Annotated in this window: 17 protein-coding genes and 1 tRNA gene; 8 read left to right on the forward strand and 10 right to left on the reverse strand. The window is 69.7% G+C overall.

All coding sequences use genetic code 11. The features are described 5' to 3' along the window. Positions 1 to 431: 431 nt before the first annotated feature. Positions 432 to 1,754 carry a tyrosine-type recombinase/integrase gene (locus ACJ512_RS12820; RefSeq protein ID WP_407688605.1) on the forward strand — a complete coding sequence of 441 codons (1,323 nt, stop codon included), beginning with the start codon at positions 432 to 434 and terminating at the stop codon, positions 1,752 to 1,754. A gap of 60 nt (positions 1,755 to 1,814) precedes the next feature. Here ACJ512_RS12820 and ACJ512_RS12825 read toward each other — a convergent pair. Beyond that, a tRNA-Leu gene (locus ACJ512_RS12825) sits at positions 1,815 to 1,891 on the reverse strand. Positions 1,892 to 2,016: 125 nt separating this feature from the next. On the opposite strand from ACJ512_RS12825, the gene ACJ512_RS12830 reads away from it, so the two are divergent. Further along, positions 2,017 to 2,631: an ANTAR domain-containing response regulator gene (locus ACJ512_RS12830; protein ID WP_407688604.1), complete on the forward strand. Its 615-nt coding sequence runs from the start codon at positions 2,017 to 2,019 to the stop codon at positions 2,629 to 2,631. A 78-nt stretch (positions 2,632 to 2,709) separates the two neighbouring features. Here ACJ512_RS12830 and ACJ512_RS12835 read toward each other — a convergent pair whose 3' ends face one another. Both ACJ512_RS12835 and ACJ512_RS12840 read right to left on the reverse strand, forming a co-directional pair. Continuing rightward, positions 2,710 to 3,912: a lipid-transfer protein gene (locus ACJ512_RS12835; RefSeq protein WP_407688603.1), complete on the reverse strand. Its 1,203-nt coding sequence runs from the start codon at positions 3,910 to 3,912 to the stop codon at positions 2,710 to 2,712. After that, complete coding sequence (locus tag ACJ512_RS12840) at positions 3,909 to 4,370, reverse strand: Zn-ribbon domain-containing OB-fold protein (RefSeq protein ID WP_407688602.1); 462 nt, start codon at positions 4,368 to 4,370, stop codon at positions 3,909 to 3,911. Before ACJ512_RS12840 ends, ACJ512_RS12835 begins: the two co-directional genes overlap by 4 nt. A 135-nt stretch (positions 4,371 to 4,505) precedes the next feature. Between ACJ512_RS12840 and polA the strand changes: the two genes are divergently transcribed. From polA to ACJ512_RS12865, 5 genes are all read left to right on the forward strand, one after another. Continuing rightward, positions 4,506 to 7,181: a DNA polymerase I gene (gene polA / locus ACJ512_RS12845; protein WP_407688608.1), complete on the forward strand. Its 2,676-nt coding sequence runs from the start codon at positions 4,506 to 4,508 to the stop codon at positions 7,179 to 7,181. Positions 7,182 to 7,188: 7 nt separating this feature from the next. Further along, positions 7,189 to 7,635 (forward strand): DMT family transporter, encoded by a 447-nt coding sequence (locus tag ACJ512_RS12850; protein WP_407688601.1) that lies wholly within the window; start codon positions 7,189 to 7,191, stop codon positions 7,633 to 7,635. A 120-nt stretch (positions 7,636 to 7,755) separates the two neighbouring features. Further along, positions 7,756 to 9,204, forward strand: a complete 1,449-nt coding sequence (rpsA, locus tag ACJ512_RS12855) for a 30S ribosomal protein S1 (protein WP_407688600.1) — start codon at positions 7,756 to 7,758, stop codon at positions 9,202 to 9,204. A gap of 12 nt (positions 9,205 to 9,216) precedes the next feature. Beyond that, positions 9,217 to 10,437 (forward strand): dephospho-CoA kinase, encoded by a 1,221-nt coding sequence (gene coaE, locus ACJ512_RS12860; protein ID WP_407688599.1) that lies wholly within the window; start codon positions 9,217 to 9,219, stop codon positions 10,435 to 10,437. A 66-nt stretch (positions 10,438 to 10,503) separates the two neighbouring features. Continuing rightward, a complete protein-coding gene (locus ACJ512_RS12865) occupies positions 10,504 to 10,629 on the forward strand; it encodes a hypothetical protein (RefSeq protein ID WP_407688598.1) in 126 nt (41 codons plus the stop codon). Between the two features lie 229 nt (positions 10,630 to 10,858). Here ACJ512_RS12865 and ACJ512_RS12870 read toward each other — a convergent pair whose 3' ends face one another. The 5 genes from ACJ512_RS12870 to ACJ512_RS12890 are packed head-to-tail and all read right to left on the reverse strand — an operon-like array spanning position 10,859 to position 14,420. Next, positions 10,859 to 11,269, reverse strand: a complete 411-nt coding sequence (locus tag ACJ512_RS12870) for a hypothetical protein (RefSeq protein ID WP_407688597.1) — start codon at positions 11,267 to 11,269, stop codon at positions 10,859 to 10,861. 60 nt (positions 11,270 to 11,329) lie between these two features. Further along, the gene (locus tag ACJ512_RS12875; protein ID WP_407688607.1) at positions 11,330 to 12,007 is read right to left on the reverse strand and encodes a DNA-formamidopyrimidine glycosylase family protein; all 678 of its coding nucleotides are present in this window, start codon (positions 12,005 to 12,007) and stop codon (positions 11,330 to 11,332) included. A 1-nt stretch (position 12,008) separates the two neighbouring features. Then, the gene (gene ligD / locus ACJ512_RS12880; protein WP_407688596.1) at positions 12,009 to 12,902 is read right to left on the reverse strand and encodes a non-homologous end-joining DNA ligase; all 894 of its coding nucleotides are present in this window, start codon (positions 12,900 to 12,902) and stop codon (positions 12,009 to 12,011) included. Then, entirely contained in the window at positions 12,902 to 13,897 is a 996-nt protein-coding gene (ligD, locus tag ACJ512_RS12885) for a non-homologous end-joining DNA ligase (protein ID WP_407688595.1), read from the reverse strand. The genes ligD (ACJ512_RS12880) and ligD (ACJ512_RS12885) overlap by 1 nt, the downstream gene beginning before the upstream one ends. A 16-nt stretch (positions 13,898 to 13,913) precedes the next feature. Further along, positions 13,914 to 14,420: a DNA polymerase ligase N-terminal domain-containing protein gene (locus tag ACJ512_RS12890; protein WP_407688594.1), complete on the reverse strand. Its 507-nt coding sequence runs from the start codon at positions 14,418 to 14,420 to the stop codon at positions 13,914 to 13,916. Between the two features lie 245 nt (positions 14,421 to 14,665). Here ACJ512_RS12890 and ACJ512_RS12895 point away from each other — a divergent pair, with 245 nt between their 5' ends. Beyond that, positions 14,666 to 15,241, forward strand: a complete 576-nt coding sequence (locus ACJ512_RS12895; protein WP_407688593.1) for an Rv1733c family protein — start codon at positions 14,666 to 14,668, stop codon at positions 15,239 to 15,241. Here the strand turns inward: ACJ512_RS12895 and ACJ512_RS12900 are convergent. Both ACJ512_RS12900 and ACJ512_RS12905 read right to left on the reverse strand, forming a co-directional pair. Continuing rightward, positions 15,222 to 15,662, reverse strand: coding sequence for a ribonuclease FAU-1 family protein (locus tag ACJ512_RS12900; protein ID WP_407688592.1), 441 nt, complete (start codon positions 15,660 to 15,662; stop codon positions 15,222 to 15,224). The genes ACJ512_RS12895 and ACJ512_RS12900 overlap by 20 nt on opposite strands. 94 nt (positions 15,663 to 15,756) lie before the next feature. Beyond that, positions 15,757 to 18,357: an ATP-binding cassette domain-containing protein gene (locus tag ACJ512_RS12905; RefSeq protein ID WP_407688591.1), complete on the reverse strand. Its 2,601-nt coding sequence runs from the start codon at positions 18,355 to 18,357 to the stop codon at positions 15,757 to 15,759. Between the last annotated feature and the right edge of the window lie 26 nt (positions 18,358 to 18,383).

The raw sequence follows: 18,383 nt of genomic DNA on the forward strand, positions 1-18,383 counted from the left end.
TTCCTAGGGTCACGCCGTTACGTAACGCGTGACGTAACAAGCCCCCCTTGTGCCGTCGCCAAGCCGCCGCGCAAGGTCTGCGCCTTCTGTTCGGCGATCCACGCCTCAAGATCGGCCACGTCGTACCAGAGTCGCCGGCCGATGACGTAGGACCGCGGACCCTGGTCCGTGGCACGCCAGAAGCGGAGCGTCCCCACTGGAACTCCCGTAATCTCTGCTGCCCCTTCGATTTTCACACGCTCGGCCATCTCGTCCCTTCAGTTTCAAAGTCCTGTCGTTGCATGTCCGAGTCAATCACCGGCATCCGTCATGGCCCCGTCGCAACAGCTTCAAAAACAGCGTCGGGGGCGCATTCTGTGCAGGTGGGGCCGGACACCCCATCAGCGCAAATCTGTGGGTGTTCGCAGGTCAGGACGTTGTAGCTGGCGTAGTTGCGCAAGTCCCTGACGATCTCGGCGGGCGCCTTGTTGTTCGCGCACCCACGCCCACGGCTCGCCGCTGTGAGCATTCGTTCCGGCATTTCGCGAATCGCAGGGCACAAAGCCGACGAACGGATTTACTGCGGTATGCTGCGGTACGTGGTCACCCGAAATCCCCGCGCAGGAATAGACGACCGCTGGCACAAGCAAGTCAAGGGACCAGACGGCACGATGCGTAAAGAGCGTTCGGCCGTCTACGGCAAGGTAGCCCGCTGGCGCGTTCGCTGGGTCGACGAAACCGGGGAGGAACACACAAAAGTGTTCCGGCTCAAGGAACCCGCCCAAGCCCACCTCGACAAGGTGACTGCCGATGTCGTGAAGGGCGATTACGTTAGCCCGCGAAGCTCTGCGGTCACTTTCGGTACCGTCGCCAAGGAGTGGCTAGAGGGGAAGGGGGCGCGCAAACCGAAGACCGTCGCCGGCTACGAGTCGCTGCTCGACCATCTGATCCTGCCCCGGTGGCGCGACACGAAGCTGAAGGACATCACGCACGCCGATGTACAACGCTGGGTCAGCGGTCTGTCGGCCAGCGGGTCCGTTCGCACCGAAGGAAAGGGACTGTCCGCGTCAAGGGTCATTCAGGCGCACCAGTGCATGTCGGCAGTTCTCAAGTACGCGATCCGCACCGATCGGCTGTCGAAGAACGTCGCGACAAGCATCGAGCTGCCCCGTAAGGCATCGGCAGAGCGCAGATACCTCACGCACGCCCAACTGTGGGAACTGGCTCGCCACTGCGGTTGCGTAGAAACCCTGACGCTCGTCATGGGCTATTGCGGTCTCCGGTTTGGAGAAGCTACCGCGTTGCGGGCACGCGACGTGGGGGACCGGGAACTCACGGTCAGGGCCTCCGTCACCAAGGTCACCGGTAAGGGCTACGTCGAGGACACCACCAAGACGCACCGCACCCGCTGGGTACCAGTGCCCGAGATCCTTTGGGAGCGGCTGGCGAATTATGAGAATGATGAGAATCCCGACCGCCTGTTGTTCCCCAGCCCCCGCGGCGGGTACCTGACCAACGCCGAGTACCGACGCAGGTTCGACCCGGCCGCGAAGGACATGGGCATGCCGGGGCTAGTCCCGCATGAATTGCGTCACACCTGCGCCTCGCTTGCCATTGCAGCCGGCGCCAACGTTCTTGCGGTACAGAAGCTTCTGGGCCATCAAACGGCCTCCATGACGCTTGACCTCTACGGACATCTGTTCTCCGACGATCTGACCAACGTGGCCAAGGCGCTCGACAAGGCTGCAAGGGCCGCGCTCGGCGTCTCTCTATAGTGAACTGCGGTACTACTGCGGTATTGAATCGGAGGTCCGCGCCTGTTTTGCCTGCTTAAGTGGTGCCCTCGGTGGGATTCGAACCCACACTGGACGGGTTTTGAGTCCGTTTCCTCTGCCAGTTGGGATACGAGGGCGTGTCGTCGGCCAAGATCAGCCTTCTACCTTAAAGGAGCCTCTCACCTTAGGTGATCGGTGTAGTCACGGGTTCTCGACGCCCCCGACGTCGGTGATCACAGCCGGCCACGACACAATATTGGTCATGACAGGCCGCACGACCGACCACGACGCCGCTGTGCCGCGCCGAGTGCTGATCGCGGAAGACGAGGCGCTCATCCGGCTGGACCTGGCCGAGATGCTCCGGGAGGAGGGTTACGAGATCGTCGGCGAGGCAGGCGACGGCCAGGAGGCCGTCGAGCTGGCCCAGCGGTGCAAACCCGACCTGGTCATCATGGATGTGAAGATGCCGCGTCGCGACGGCATCGACGCGGCGTCGGAGATCGCCAGCAAGCGCATCGCTCCCATCGTGGTGTTGACCGCGTTCAGCCAGCGTGACCTCGTCGAACGGGCCCGCGACGCCGGGGCCATGGCCTATCTGGTGAAGCCGTTCACCGCCAGCGACCTGGTTCCGGCCATCGAGTTGGCCGTCAGCCGGTTCGGCGAGATCAGCGCGCTGGAAGCCGAAGTGGCGTCCTTGTCCGACCGGCTGGAGACCCGCAAGCTCGTGGAGCGCGCCAAGGGCCTGCTGCAGACCAAACAGGGCATGACCGAGCCCGAGGCGTTCAAGTGGATCCAGCGTGCCGCCATGGACCGTCGGACCACCATGAAGCGGGTGGCAGAAGTGGTACTGGAAACCCTCGACACCGAGGACGAATAGCCCGGCGAGCGTGCGTGTCTGCACGGCGACACGCCGTGCGGCGCATACATCTGCGCACGCTCGCGCCGCGGCGGAGCCCTAGCGGGCCACGATCACCGAGGAGCCGTGCCCGAACAGGCCCTGGTTCGCCGTGATGCCGACCGTGGCGTTCTCCACCTGCCGGCCGGTCGCCTGACCCCGCAGCTGCCAGGTCAGCTCGCAGACCTGCGCGATCGCCTGGGCTGGGATCGCCTCGCCGAAGCAGGCCAGGCCGCCGGAGGGGTTGACCGGGATCCGGCCGCCGACGGTGGTCGCCCCGCTGCGCAGCAGGGCCTCGGCCTCACCTTTGGGGCACAACCCCAAGTGCTCGTACCAGTCCAGCTCCAGCGCGGTGGACAGGTCATAGACCTCGGCCAGGCTCACGTCCTCGGGCCCGATGCCCGCCTCGGCGTAGGCCGCATCGAGGATCTGGTCCTTGAACACCCGCTCCGGCGCGGGCACCACGGCGGTGGAATCCGTTGCGATGTCCGGTAATTCGGGTAGGTGCTGCGGGTAGCGCGGGGTCACGGTGCTGACCGCCCGCACCGACGGTACGCCGTCGAGCGAGCCGAGGTGCTTGCGGGCGAACTCGGCGCCGGCCACCACCAGGGCCGCCGCGCCGTCGGAGGTCGCGCAGATGTCCAGCAGCCGCAGCGGATCGGAGACCACCGCGCTGGCCAGCACGTCCTCGACCGACACCTCTTTGCGGTACCGGGCGTTGGGATTCTGCAGGCCGTGCCGGGAGTTCTTGACCTTCACCTGGGCGAAGTCCTCGAGGGTGGCGCCGTAGAGGTCCATGCGCCGCCGCGCCAGCAGCGCGAAATACACCGGGTTGCTCGCCCCGATCAGGTGGAAGCGCTGCCAGTCGGGGTCGTTTTTGCGTTCCCCGCCGACCGGGGCGAACGCGCCCTTGGGGGTGGTGTCGGCACCGATCACCAGTGCGACGTCGCAGAAACCGGCCAGGATGTGGGCGCGGGCGCTCTGCAGGGCTTGCGAGCCGCTGGCGCACGCGGCGTAGCTCGAGCTGACCGGGACGCCGTTCCAGCCGAGTTTCTGCGCGAACGTCGACCCGGCGACGAACCCCGGGTAGCCGTTGCGGATGGTGTCCGCGCCGGCCACCAGTTGGATCTGGCGCCAGTCCAGCCCCGCTTCGCCGAGCGCGGCCCGGGCGGCGACCACCCCGTATTCGGTGAAGTCGCGGCCCCACTTGCCCCACGGGTGCATTCCGGCGCCGAGGATGTAGACGGGTTCCGGAACGCTCATCGGGGCGCGACCTTCCATGCGTGGACGACGCGCTCGACGCCGTCGTCGTCGGTGAACAGCGGCATCGTCGTCAGCTCCATCTCCATGCCGACCTTCAGGTCGGCCGCCAGCGTGCCCTCGACCACCTTGCCCAGCACGATCAGCCCCTCGTCGGCCAGCTGCACCGCGGCGATGGCGAACGGCTCGAAGGGGTCCGGGGCGGGGTAGGGAGGCGGCGGGGCGTAGCGGTTCTCGGTGTAGCTCCACAGCGTGCCGCGCCGCGACAGCGCGACCGACTCCAGCGCGTCGCCGGCACACGCCGGGTTGGGGCAGTTGTTGCTCCGGCCCTCCGATGGGGCAGGCGGGAAGACGTAGGTGCCGCACTGGGGGCACTTGCTGCCGATCAGATAGGGGTTGCCGGAGCTGTCGGTGGCGAACCATCCATCGATCGCCGGTTCTTGGCGGATGACCTCTGACACCGTGCCAGCGTACCCAGCGCCGGCAGGAAACTGAAACGTGTTGCAGTTCTGTGGCGGCGCGGGGCCGTGCCACGCGGGGTGCCTAGAGTGTGAGCCGTGAGTACCGCCGGCGAGGACAAAACCAGGCCGACGCTGATGTTGCTCGACGGCAATTCGCTGGCGTTCCGGGCGTTCTACGCGCTGCCGGCCGAGAACTTCAAGACCCGCGGCGGCCTGACCACCAACGCGGTCTACGGCTTCACCGCCATGCTGATCAACCTGCTGCGCGACGAGGCGCCGACGCACATCGCCGCGGCGTTCGACGTGTCCCGGGAGACGTTCCGCTCCGAGCGCTACCCCGAATACAAGGCCAACCGGTCGGCGACGCCCGACGAGTTCCGGGGCCAGATCGACATCACCAAGGAGGTGCTCGGCGCGCTGGGCATCACGGTGCTCGCCGAGCCCGGGTTCGAGGCCGACGACATCATCGCGACGCTGGCCACCCAGGCCGCCAACGAGGGCTACCGGGTGCTGGTGGTCACCGGGGACCGCGACTCGCTGCAGCTGGTCACCGACGACGTGACCGTGCTGTACCCGCGCAAGGGCGTCAGCGAGCTCACGCGCTTCACCCCGGAGGCCGTCGTCGAGAAGTACGGGCTGACCCCCACCCAGTACCCCGACTTCGCCGCGCTGCGCGGCGACCCCAGCGACAACCTGCCCGGCATCCCGGGCGTGGGGGAGAAGACCGCCACCAAGTGGATCGCCGAATACGGCTCGCTGCAGGGCCTGGTCGACAACGTCGACGCGGTGCGCGGCAAGGTGGGCGACGCGCTGCGGGCCAACCTGGCCGGCGTGGTGCGCAACCGCGAGCTCACCGAGCTGGTCCGCGACGTGTCGCTGGCCCACACCCCGGACACGCTGCGGCTGCAGCCGTGGGACCGCGACCACATCCACCGGCTCTTCGACGACCTCGAGTTCCGGGTGCTGCGCGACCGGCTGTTCGACACCCTGGCCGCGGTCGAGCCCGAGGTCGACGAGGGTTTCGACGTCAGCGGCGGCGCGCTGGAGCCCGGCACGGTCGGGCGCTGGCTGGCCGAGCACGCCGGCGACGGGCGCCGGGCCGGGCTGGCCGTCGCGGGCACCCACCTACCGCACGGCGGGGACGCCACGGCGCTGGCCGTCGCGGCCGCCGACGGGCAGGGCGGCTACATCGACACCGCGACGGTGACGCCTGAGGACGACGCCGCGCTGGCGGCCTGGCTGGCCGACCCGGCCAAGCCCAAGGCGCTGCACGAGGCGAAACTGGCCATCCACGACCTCGCGGGCCGCGGGTGGACGCTGGGTGGGGTCACCTCCGACACCGCGCTGGCGGCCTACCTGGTGCGCCCCGGGCAGCGCAGCTTCACCCTCGACGACCTCTCGCTGCGCTACCTGCGGCGCGAGCTGCGCGCGGAAACACAAGAACAGCAACAACTTTCGCTGCTCGATGACACCGAAGGCACCGACGACCAGGCCGTCCAGACGCTGATCCTGCGGGCCCGGGCGGTGGTGGACCTGGCCGACGCGCTGGACGCCGAGCTGGACCGCATCGACTCCACCGCGCTGCTGGCCGAGATGGAGCTGCCGGTGCAGCAGGTGCTGGCGGAGATGGAACGCGCCGGCATCGCCGTGGACCTGGACATGCTCGGCGCGTTGCAGAGCCAGTTCGCCGACCAGATCCGCGACGCCGCCGAGGCCGCCTACGCCGTGATCGGCAAGCAGATCAACCTGGGCTCGCCCAAGCAGCTACAGGTCGTGCTGTTCGACGAACTCGGCATGCCGAAGACCAAGCGGACCAAGACCGGCTACACCACGGATGCCGACGCCCTGCAGTCGCTGTTCGACAAGACCGGCCACCCGTTCCTGCAGCACCTGCTCGCCCACCGCGACGTCACCCGGCTGAAGGTCACCGTCGACGGGCTGCTCAACGCGGTCGCCGCGGACGGCCGGATTCACACCACGTTCAACCAGACCATCGCGGCCACCGGCCGGCTGTCGTCGACCGAACCCAACCTGCAGAACATCCCGATCCGCACCGACGCCGGGCGTCAGATCCGCGACGCGTTCGTCGTCGGCAGCGGCCCCGCGGGGCCGTTCGCCGAGCTGATGACGGCGGACTACAGCCAGATCGAGATGCGGATCATGGCCCATCTGTCGAAAGATGAAGGCGTACTCGAAGCTTTCAATACCGGCGAGGACCTGCACTCGTTCGTGGCCTCCCGCGCGTTCGGGGTGCCGATCGAGGAGGTCACCGCCGAGTTGCGCCGCCGGGTCAAGGCCATGTCCTACGGGCTGGCCTACGGGCTGAGCGCCTACGGGCTGTCCGCCCAGCTCAAGATCTCCACCGAGGAGGCGAAGGTGCAGATGGACCAGTACTTCGCCCGGTTCGGCGGAGTGCGCGACTACCTGCACGCCGTCGTCGAGCAGGCCCGCAAGGACGGCTACACCTCCACGGTGTTCGGCCGCCGCCGCTACCTGCCCGAGCTGGACAGCAGCAATCGCCAGGTCCGCGAGGCCGCCGAGCGGGCCGCGCTCAACGCGCCGATCCAGGGCAGCGCGGCCGACATCATCAAGGTGGCGATGGTCCGCGTCGACCACGCGATCAAGGAGGCCGGGCTGGCCTCGCGGATGCTGCTGCAGGTGCACGACGAGCTGCTGTTCGAGATCGCCCCCGGCGAGCACGAGCGGGTCGAGAAGCTGGCCCGCGAGCAGATGGGCGGGGCCTACCCGCTCGACGTCCCGCTGGAGGTGTCGGTGGGCTACGGCCGCAGCTGGGATGCCGCCGCGCATTAGGAGCGCCATGAACCCGATCTGGATGATTCCGTTCATAGTCCTGGGCGGTGCGCTGCAGACCTGCGGCGCGGCCATGAACGGTCAGCTCTTCAAGCACCTGATCAACCCGTGGCTGGCGTCGGCGGTGTCGTTCGCGGTGATCACGGTCTTCTTCGTCGCGGCATTCCTGGTCATGCACAAGCCGTTGCCCAGCGCGAAGGACGTCGCGTCGATGCCCTGGTGGGCCGTCATCGGCGGTCTCGTCGGGGCCGTCCAGGTCTATGCGGGCCTCACCCTGGTCAACAGGGTCGGGGCCGGGACGTTCATGGGCATCACGGTCACCTCGGCGCTCGTCATGTCCTTGGTCGTCGACCATTTCGGCTGGCTGCGCCTCGATCCCCACCCGATCACGGCGTGGCGCGCCGTCGGGGGTGCGCTGATGGTCTGCGGTGTCGTGTTGATCGCCAAGTTCTGACCCGCCGAAAGGGCCCGTGCTCGCCGCCCGGGTTTGTCCAGCGTGTGCAGTGTCGAGTAGCCTCGATGGGTAAATCCCACATTGTCCCTACGACCCAACCTGTCCGGAGCAACCCACCACATGCCGAGTCCCGCCGTCACCTCGCCGCAAGTAGCCGTCAACGACATTGGCTCCAGCGAGGATTTTCTTGCCGCAATAGACAAAACGATCAAGTACTTCAACGATGGCGACATCGTCGAGGGCACGATCGTCAAAGTGGACCGGGACGAGGTGCTCCTCGACATCGGCTACAAGACCGAGGGCGTCATTCCCGCCCGTGAGCTGTCCATCAAGCACGACGTCGACCCCAACGAGGTCGTTTCCGTCGGCGACGAGGTCGAGGCCCTGGTTCTCACCAAGGAGGACAAAGAGGGCCGGCTGATCCTGTCCAAGAAGCGCGCGCAGTACGAGCGCGCCTGGGGCACCATCGAGGCGCTCAAGGAGAAGGACGAGGCCGTCAAGGGCACCGTCATCGAGGTGGTCAAGGGTGGCCTGATCCTCGACATCGGGCTGCGCGGCTTCCTGCCCGCCTCGCTGGTCGAGATGCGCCGCGTCCGCGATCTGCAGCCCTACATCGGCAAGGAGATCGAGGCCAAGATCATCGAGCTGGACAAGAACCGCAACAACGTGGTGCTGAGCCGCCGCGCCTGGCTGGAGCAGACCCAGTCCGAGGTGCGCAGCGAGTTCCTCAACCAGCTGCAGAAGGGCACCATCCGCAAGGGTGTGGTCTCCTCCATCGTCAACTTCGGCGCGTTCGTCGACCTCGGCGGTGTCGACGGTCTGGTGCACGTCTCCGAGCTCTCCTGGAAGCACATCGACCACCCGTCCGAGGTGGTGCAGGTCGGTGACGAGGTCACCGTCGAGGTGCTCGACGTCGACATGGACCGCGAGCGGGTTTCGTTGTCGCTCAAGGCGACCCAGGAAGACCCCTGGCGGCACTTCGCCCGCACCCACGCCATCGGCCAGATCGTGCCGGGCAAGGTCACCAAGCTGGTGCCGTTCGGTGCGTTCGTGCGCGTAGAGGAGGGCATCGAAGGTCTGGTGCACATCTCCGAGCTGGCCGAACGCCACGTCGAGGTGCCCGACCAGGTGGTCGCCGTCGGCGACGACGCGATGGTCAAGGTCATCGACATCGACCTGGAGCGTCGCCGGATCTCGTTGTCGCTCAAGCAGGCCAACGAGGACTACACCGAGGAGTTCGACCCCGCCAAGTACGGCATGGCCGACAGCTACGACGAGCAGGGCAACTACATCTTCCCCGAGGGCTTCGACTCCGAGACCAACGAATGGCTCGAGGGATTCGACAAGCAGCGCGCCGAGTGGGAGGCCCGCTACGCCGAGGCCGAGCGCCAGCACAAGATGCACACCGCGCAGATCGAGAAGTTCGCCGCGGCCGAGGAGGCCGGGCATCACGCCGGTGGCGACCAGTCGCCGGGCAACGGCGCGTCCGCGGAGAAGTCCGCGGGCGGGTCGCTGGCCAGCGATGCCCAACTGGCGGCCCTGCGGGAAAAGCTCGCCGGCAACGCATAACACCGCTCACTGATGCTGCGCATCGGGTTGACCGGCGGCATCGGCGCCGGCAAGTCGGCGCTGTCCGCCACGTTCGCCGAGTGCGGCGCCGTCATCGTCGACGGGGACGTGATCGCGCGCGAGGTGGTCGAGCCGGGCACCGAGGGCCTGGCCGCCCTCGTCGACGCGTTCGGTGCGGACATCCTCCTGCCCGACGGGGCATTGGACCGTCCGGCCCTGGCCGCCAAGGCTTTTCGCGACGACGACGCCCGCAAGACGCTCAACGGGATCGTGCACCCGCTCGTCGGCCGGCGGCGCGCGGAGATCATCGCGGGGGTGGCCGAGGACGCCGTCGTCGTCGAGGACATCCCGTTGCTGGTGGAATCCGGGATGGCGCCGCTGTTTCCGCTCGTCGTCGTCGTGCACGCCGACGTCGAGGTGCGGGTGCGACGGCTGGTCGACCAGCGCGGCATGGCCGAAAAGGACGCCCGCGCCCGGATCGCCGCCCAGGCCGACGACGAGCAGCGCCGCGCGGTCGCCGACGTGTGGCTGGACAACTCCGGCAGCCCCGCGGAGCTGAAGCGTCGCGCCCGCGACGTGTGGAACGAGCGGATACTGCCGTTCGCCCACAACCTGACGGCGCGCCGGGCCGCGCGCGCGCCGGCGCGGCTGGTGCCGGCCGACCCGACGTGGCCGGAGCAGGCGCGCCGCATCCGGGCCCGGCTGCAGACCACCTGCGGCCACAAGGCGCTGCGGGTCGACCACGTCGGGTCGACCGTCGTATCGGGGCTCGACGCCGAGGACGTCATCGACATGCAGATCACCGTCGAGTCGCTGGCGGTGGCCGACGAACTGGCCGAACCGCTGTTGGCTGCCGGTTACCCGCGCATCGCGGACGTCACCGGCGACGTCCCCCGGGCCGAGGCCCGCAGCACCGTGGACGGCTTCGACCACAGCGACGACCCGGCGTTGTGGGACAAGCGGATTCACGCCTCGGCCGATCCCGGCCGGCCGACCAATGTGCACATCCGGGTGGACGGCTGGCCGGGACAGCAGTTCGCCCTGCTCTTCGTCGACTGGCTGCGGGCCGAACCCGGGGTGCGCGCGGAGTATCTGGCGATCAAGCGTGCGGCCGAAAGCGGCGCCCACGGCGACGCCGCGCGCTACGCCGACGCCAAGGAGCCCTGGCTGCACGACGCCTACCCGCGGGCCTGGCAATGGGCCGACGGCTGCGGCTGGCGCCCGCACGAATAGCACGAATAGCACGAATAGCACGAATAGCACGAATAGTGGGGGGCTGTCCCGGGTACGCGCCCCGCGATGAGTTCGGCAGGGCACCCCACCAACCGCCCGACGGTCGTCTTCCTGGCCTCCGACCACGCCCGGATGGTCAGCGGCACCTCGTTCGCGGTGACCGGTGGCGACAGCGCACATGTCACCGCGTGAGCCGGTCGCCGATCCGCCGGCCGGCTCGACCAGATGACGACGTCCGAGGAACGCGCACGATTCCTGCGCGACGCGGCCTACGTCGTTCTCGCGCTGACCGGCGGCGCCTCGGACGCCATCAGCTTCCTGGTGCTGGGTGGGGCGTTCACCAGCGTGATGACGGGCCGGCTTCGCGATCGGCGCGTGGGTCGTCGGCAGTGGGCTCGGGCCGAAACCCGGCTAGTGCCGGCTACCCGGGCAGCGGTGCGCCGCGACCCAGCAGACCGTTGCCCGGCCCGCTGTCGCCCTGCTTCGGCGAGACCACCTGGTCGAGCTGGGCCACCACGTTGTCGTCCACGTCGATCTCGCAGTGCACCTTGGCCGAGTAGGGCCAGTGCAGCGCCACCTGCATGCCGGCCTGCTTCGGGTCGGGCAGCACCTCGTTGGCCTCGAACACCTGGCCGGGCATCGCGCTGAGCGGGGCGCTGTTGGTCTGGCCGCTGTGGATCACGAACGTGGCCTGGCTGCCGGGGGCCACCCCGTCGATGCGGGCGCGGTAGGTGATGTTGTGCATGTCCGCCCGGGCGATCGCCGGCCCCCACTGCGAGCCGGCCGCGATCACCATCACGGCAATGATCGGAGTGCGCTTGCGTGGCTTCATAATTGCCGAGATTACGCCCGGGACCACCGGCTGACCAGCGCGTTCGTTCCGTGGCCGGCTTCAGGACTGGCAGCGCGGACACCACAGCGACGTCCGGCCGCCCACCCGTCCGCGCGCCAGTCCGGCGCCACACCGCGGGCAGTGCGGTTCCGGCTCGTCGCGCACGTCGCCGCCGGCCAGGCCGTCGACCGGCCGCTTGGGGAGAACCCTTGCGCGCCAACAGAGCTCGTCGACCAGCAGGTTGCCCAGCCCCGCGATCACCGACTGGTCCAGCAGCGTCGTCTTGAGCCGGCCGCGCCGCCCGGCCAGCGCACCGCGAAACGCCCGCAACCCGAGGCCCAGCGCGTCGGGGCCTTGCGGACCCGTCACGCGGGCCAGGTCGTCCCCGCCGGCGGCCAGCCACACGCCGCGCAGCTTGCGCAGGTCGGCGTAGCGCAACTCGCCTTCGTCCAGGACGATCGCCAGCCGTTCGTGGCGTTCGCGGCCGGCGCCGTCGGCGCCGTGGTAGGGGTGGCCGGTCATCCCGCTGTGGATCAACAACGTCGGGCCGTCCGTCGGCAGGATCAGCCATTTGCCGTGGCGGCGCGGATCACCGAAGCGGTGGCCGTCGACGCGGCGGCCCAGGGCCTGCGGGGTGGTGTTGCGCAGGACGCCGGGATCGTGCACCCGCACGCGCCGGATCCGCCGGCCGGGCAGGGTGCCGGCCAGTTCGCGCCGGTACCCCTCGACGTCGGGCAGTTCAGGGTCGAAGTTTCGCCAGGCGCTCGCACGGGCCGCTCAGCGAACGCGCATGCCGGGACATGCCCGACCACGGATTACGGTGCCCGGCAAGCCGTTTGGGAAGATCCCGGACGGTGAACCGATCCGCTCGCAGGCCGGGGGTGTTCAGCTCGTCCCACTCCAGCGGCGTGGCCACCGGTGCGCCCGCCAGCGGCCGCACCGAATACGGTGCCACCGCCGTCTGGGCGTACGCGTTGCGCATGACGTCGAGGTACACCCGTTCGCCGCGCTTGTCCTTGCGGACCTCCACGGTGCGGTGCGCGGGGTCGTCGGCGGCGACGACGTCGGCCACGTCGCGGGTGAACCGGCGAGCGGTGTCGAAATCGGTGTCGGCGCGCACGGGCACCACCACGTGCAGGCCGCGTGACCCCGTCGTCTGGACGTAGCTGACCAACCCGAGGTCTGCCAGCACCCCGGCCACCGCGCGGGCCGTCGCCCGCACCACCGCGAAGTCGCCGTCGGAGGGGTCGAGGTCGAAGACCAGCCGGTCGGGGTCGTTCAGCCGGCCCCGCCGCGACTGCCACGCGTGCAACGTGATGCAGCTCTGGTTGGCCAACCAGCGCAGCGCCTCCGGGCGTTCGGCCAGCGGATGCACCACGGTGCCGCCGCCCTCCTTGGCGACCTCGACCCGTCCCATCCAGTCCGGCAGCGAATCGGCGAAATCCTGTTGGACGAAGCCCGGTTCGCCGATGCCGCGGGGATACCGCTGCACGGTGAGCGCCCGGCCCCGCAGGTGCGGCAGCATCGCGTCGGCCACCTCGCCGTAGTAGTCGGCGAGGTCGCCCTTGGTGATCCCGTCCGCGGGGAACAACACCCGGTCCGGGTGGGTGATCTCGACCTGCGCGCGGGGCATCAGCGGGTCTCCCGGACGACCTCGGCGGGGTCCTTGTCGGTGCGCAGGCCGAGGTAGCGCGGATGGCGCAGCTTCCCGTCGCGCGTCCACTCGGTGAACCCGATCTGGGCCACCAGCTCCGGGTGCACCCAGTGGATGCCGGGCTCGCGCACCGCCGCACCGAACGGCGAGGACTCCCGCTCGATCGCCGACAGCCGCTCGTGCAGGCGGCGCAGCGTGGCCTCGTCGAAGCCGGTTCCCACCTTGCCGGCGTAGCGCAACTCCCGGCCCTCGTAGTAGCCGAGCAGCAGGGCCCCCAACTCGACCCTGGTGCCCTTGGGGCCGGTGTAACCCCCGACCACGAATTCCTGGTCGCGCACGCATTTGAACTTCAGCCAATGCGGTGAGCGCCGGCCGTCATACGTCGAATCGGCCAGCTTGGCGATCACCCCCTCGTCGCCGCGCTCGCACGCCGCCCGGTAGGCGGCGATCCCGTCCGCGACGCGGTGCGGGGTGTAGCGCAGCGGACCACCGAAGTCGATGGCGCCGCGCAGCAGCCGTTTGCGCCAGAGCAGCGGCACGTCGGTGGTGGATTCGCCGTCCAGGTGCAGCAGGTCGAACAGGTAGTAGAAGACCCGGACGCGCGACGCGCGCGCCGTGCCGGGGTCGGTGATCCCCAGGCGTCCCTGCAGCCGGGCGAAGCTGGTCCGCCGCCCCTCGAAGGCCACCACCTCGCCGTCCACGACGAAGCGGGTGGTGCGCTGGGCGCACAGCGCGTCGACCAGTTCGGGGTAGGTTCCGTTGAGCGGCTGGCGGTTTCGCGACAGCAGCCGGACGCGGTCCCCGTCCCGGAAGGCCAGAGCGCGCATCCCGTCGAACTTGCGCTCGAAGATCCAGTCGGGGTCGGAGAACCGCTTCTCGGTCAGGGTGGCCAGGGTGGGCGCGCGCCAGTCGGGCACCGCCTCATGGTGCAGCGTGCGGCGCACCGCTTCGGGGAGACCGGCGGGATCGGTCATGGCTGTTCGACATCGGTCATGAATTTTCATTGTGCGCGTCCGGGTGCTCGGCCGCCGGCCGCTCGGCCGGCACCGACTCGGGGTCCTTGCGCCGCAGCAGCAGCCACGTCTCGTGTTCGCCCTCCCGGACCCGGGTCAGGGCGTAGCAGCCGCGCACCCGCTCGCCGCGCAGGTGGAACGACACGTGGCCCCGTCTGAGGCATTCGCCCATCGCGTGCCTGGTCACGTTGGTGTAGGTGCCGCTGTCCACGACCATGACGCCGTCTTCGCCGTCCGGGCGTTGCAGCGGGTGGTCCCCGCCGCGGCGCACTATCCGCTTGAGCTCGGGGGTGGCGGAGGGCCCTTTGGGTATCGCCCATGACACCAGGACGCCGTCGATCTCCAGCCGAAGGTCGTAATGGTCGCCGCCCGCCGCGCGGTGCGCGATGACGAAACCGGGCTCACCGCGGCGTCGGCGGCGCCCCGCCCGCGGCCCGCCGGGCGGCTCGGGACTGCGGCCGGACCGGTGCACGCTCAGGGACATGCCCGGACAGGTACCCGCTCCGCGGATCGGGAAACCGTTTCGGCCCGGCCCGTGGCGGCCGAACCCCGGCTGCGTGCCCGGAAAGCCCTCCGCGGCAGAGTTTCTGGCATACACAGGGCCCGCGGGCGGGCACGGCTGCGCCCGCGGATGGCGCCGGCCCCGGCGCTTCGGGCCTTTCGGCCCTGCACGCGTCACCGCCGGCGGCGCAGAATGGGGGCATAACCGTGGTGGGTGTAGGAGCTGTCGTGCAGACGTTCACCGTGGATCCGCGCCGCTGGTGGATCGGCCGGTTGTTCGCCGGCAATCCGCTGCTGCGGCGCAGCGACCGCATCGAGGTGCTGGCCGTGCTGGCCGTGCTGGTGGTCGCCCTCGCGGGGATCGCCGTCGCCGGTGCCGTGGGCACCGAGATACACGACAGCGAGCGTCGCGCCGACGCCATGCTGGCCCGGACGCGCCAGACGGTGAGCGCGACGGTCCTCGAAGTCGGCACCGTCGCGAATTTCGACGGTTCCGAAATGCCCGTGGTGCGGGCGCAGTGGACCGCCGGCGGTGCGCCGCACACCGACACGTTCCAGTGGACCGGGACGGTGCGACCGGGTGACCGCATCCAGATCTGGGTCGACGACCACGGCGACCACGCCCGGTCGCCCGCGCCGTTGCGTCCCGTCCTGGACGCGCTCACGGTCGCCGTGTCGGTGGGTCTGCTGGTGGTGTTGCTGTCGGCCGCGGTCCTGGCGGTGCTCCGCTGGAGCTTCGGGCGCGCCCACGACGCGCAGTGGGACCGCGAAATCCGCGTCCTGGTCAACGACCGCGCCAGGTGAGGTGCATGCCTTTGCCGGCCACCCAGCGGGACAAGTCGTAGCCGTTGCGGGCCAGCCCGTCGACGGCGTCGACCGCGTGCCGCACCGCCCGCTCGGCAACCTCCGGGGTCAGCAGGCCGTGGCGGACCGCGTCCAGCAGCTCGTCGACGTCGAGCAGCGCCGCGCGCGCCCCGGTGCGGACCTCGATGTCGAGGTAGTGGTCCTCGGCATGCCACGCCTGCGGGCCCGGGACGTATTCGCCCACGTCCAGGTAGTAGTCCTGGTCGCGTTCGTGTCCGGGATTGAACTGGAACACCGTGGCGCGCAGCCCCAGCGACGGCAGCAGCCACGACTCGAGGTAGTGGAACTGGGCCCGGCCCGGGGTGGGCCGGGCGACATAGAGGCCCCACGGGTGCACCGCGTATTCGTCGACGGCCCGCACGATGCCCTTGGGGTCGGTGTTGGTGCGGGCGATCAGGTCGAACGTCTCGTGTTTGGGCGCGTGAATGGTGTCACCCTACCGGTCAGCGGCGTCCTCAGCGGCGCAGCCGGATCTTCCAGCGGACTAAGGCGCCGTAGCACACCGACAGGGCGGCCAGCATCCCCATGTCGAGGAGCCAGGTGCCCGCGGTGTGCCGCCAGAACCGGTCCTGGGCGAGCAGCGTCCCGGGCACCAGGTGCCGGACGTCGACCGTGGCCGCCGCCGCCGCGTATCCCCAGCGCGCGGGCATCGCGAAGGACAGCTGGTCGAGGGCGAGCCGGCCGGTGACCGGAACCATCCCGCCGCACAGCACCAGCTGGGCCATGATCGACACCACGAACAGCGGCATGATCTGCTCGTTCGACCGGGCCAGCGCCGAGATGGCCAGGCCGAGGATGGCCGAGGCGACGCAGGTGGCCGCGACCGTGGCGAACAGCTCCAGCGTGGCCCCGACCGTGCCGTGGCCCAGCAGCACCGGTCCCCGCGTCGGGGGCCCCTTGCCGGCCACCACCATCGTCGTGGTGATCGCCGACTGCAGGACGGCGAACGCGCAGAACACCGCGGTCTTGGCCAGCAGGTAGGCCGTGGTGGACAGGCCGACCGCCTGTTCGCGCTGGAAGATGGCGCGCTCGCCGACCAGGTCGCGGATCGTCAGCGCGGTGCCCATGAACGCGGCGGCCAGCAACAGCAGGTTCAGTATCTGGGCGGACTCGTCGGGTGTGCCGGAGTCGGGGCCGGCGGCGTGGAATCCGTGCGAGCCGGGGACGGTCAGCGACAGCGCGCCCAGGATGAACGGCAGCAGCGCCAGGAAGACGAAATACCCGCGGTCGGCGACGACGAGCCGCACCTGGCGGCGCGCGATCGTGGAGATCTGGCGCCGCAGGCTGGTGTGCGCGGGCCCGCCGAGCTCCGCCGGCTTGCCCGCCGCCTCGGGCTGTTCCTTCTGCGCGCGGCGCCGCGCAATGAAGCGGCGGTTGGCCTCGTCGGGGTCGGCGCCGACCCGGGTGAAGATCTTGGCCCAGTTGGTGGTGCCCATGGCGTCGCCGATCTGCTCGGGTGGGCCGCAGTAGGCGGTTTTGCCGCCGGGGGCCACCAGCAGCAGCTGGTCGCAGATGTCGAGGTAGGACAGCATGTGGGTGACCACGATGACCACGCGGCCGGCGTCGGCGAGCGCGCGCAGCATGGTCATGACCTGGTGGTCGAGGGCGGGGTCGAGCCCGGAGGTGGGTTCGTCGAGGATCAGCAGGGAGGGTCCGGTGAGCAGTTCGAGCGCGACCGAGGCGCGTTTGCGTTGGCCGCCGGAGAGTTTGTCGACGCGGGTGTCGGCGTGCTTGGTCAGGTCGAGCTCGTCGAGCACCCCGGCGATGACCTTGGCGCGGTCGGATCTGGTGGTGTCGGGGGGCAGGCGCAGTTCGGCGGCGTAGCCCAGGGCCTGGTTGACGGTGAGCTGGCGGTGCACGACGTCGTCTTGGGGCACCATGCCGATGCGGCTGCGCAGCGAGGCGTATTCGGCGTGGATGTCGTGACCCTCGAAAGTGACCGTGCCGTTGGTGGGGTGCGCGTAGCCGGCGATCAGCCGGGCCAGGGTGCTCTTGCCCGCGCCCGAGCCGCCGATGACGGCGGTCAGCGTTCCGGGACGGGCGGTCAGGGAGATGTCGTCGAGCAGTTGTTTGCCGCCCGCGACGACGTATCTGACCCCGCGCACCTCGAGACCGCCGGTGCGGGTGTCGGCGCCGCCGCGCTTGGCCAGGGTGCCGCCGCGGAACACCAGGTCGACGTTGCCGATGGTGACGACGTCGTCGTCGGCCAGGATCGCCGACCCGACCCGGGTGCCGTTGACGAAGGTCCCGTTGCTGCTGTGGTCGTGGATCTCGGTGCCCAGCGGCGTCCGGGCCAGCGTCGCGTGGTGGCGGGAGGCCAGCACGTCGGGAACCACGATGTCGTTGTCGTCGGCACGCCCGATGGTGATTGTGCCGCCGAGGTTTTCCGCGCCCCGGGCTTCGGGGACAGGCGGTGGCGGGACCTGCACCATCCGCGTCGCCAGGTTCGACATCTGGCTCGCGGGCCGGGCCTCCTCGGCGGGCGGCGTGTGGTCGGCGGATGCCCGCCCGGTGTCCGGCAGCGGGTTGACCAGATGATCGGGTATGCGCCGCGACCGTGGCGATGTGTCCCGCCGGTCGGAATCGGCACCGCGTTCGGCTTCCGGCGCGGGCGCGGCGCATTCCTGCGGCGCGGCGAGCTCGACCTGCCATACGGCCTGCGAACACGGTTGTGCGGTCTGCGGATTCGACGACCACCACATGGTGCGCGGTCCGTCGCCGCGCTCCGGGAGCGACCTCGGCCGTTCGCGCCGGCCGAGGTCGAACGTCAGCTGCGGCCCCTCCGGGTTACCGACGTTGATGCTCTGGCCGTCGTGGATGTCGATCACCGGCATCCGGTAGCCGTTGAGGTAGGTGCCGTTCACCGAGCCGTTGTCGATCGCGATCCAACGGCTCTCGTCGAAGCGCAGAATCAGATGCCTGCGGGAGATCCGCGGATCGACAATGCGCAAGTCGGCCAACAGGTCACGTCCGACTATCACATCGTGACCTGGGCTGAACGTGCGTTGCGACCCGTTGTGGCGGATGGTCAAAACGGGCCGGGTTGGGCGACCCACGGTTCCAGTATCGGCCTTGCGACGGC

This window comes from Mycobacterium cajalii (assembly GCF_045809005.2).
Lineage (GTDB): Bacteria > Actinomycetota > Actinomycetes > Mycobacteriales > Mycobacteriaceae > Mycobacterium.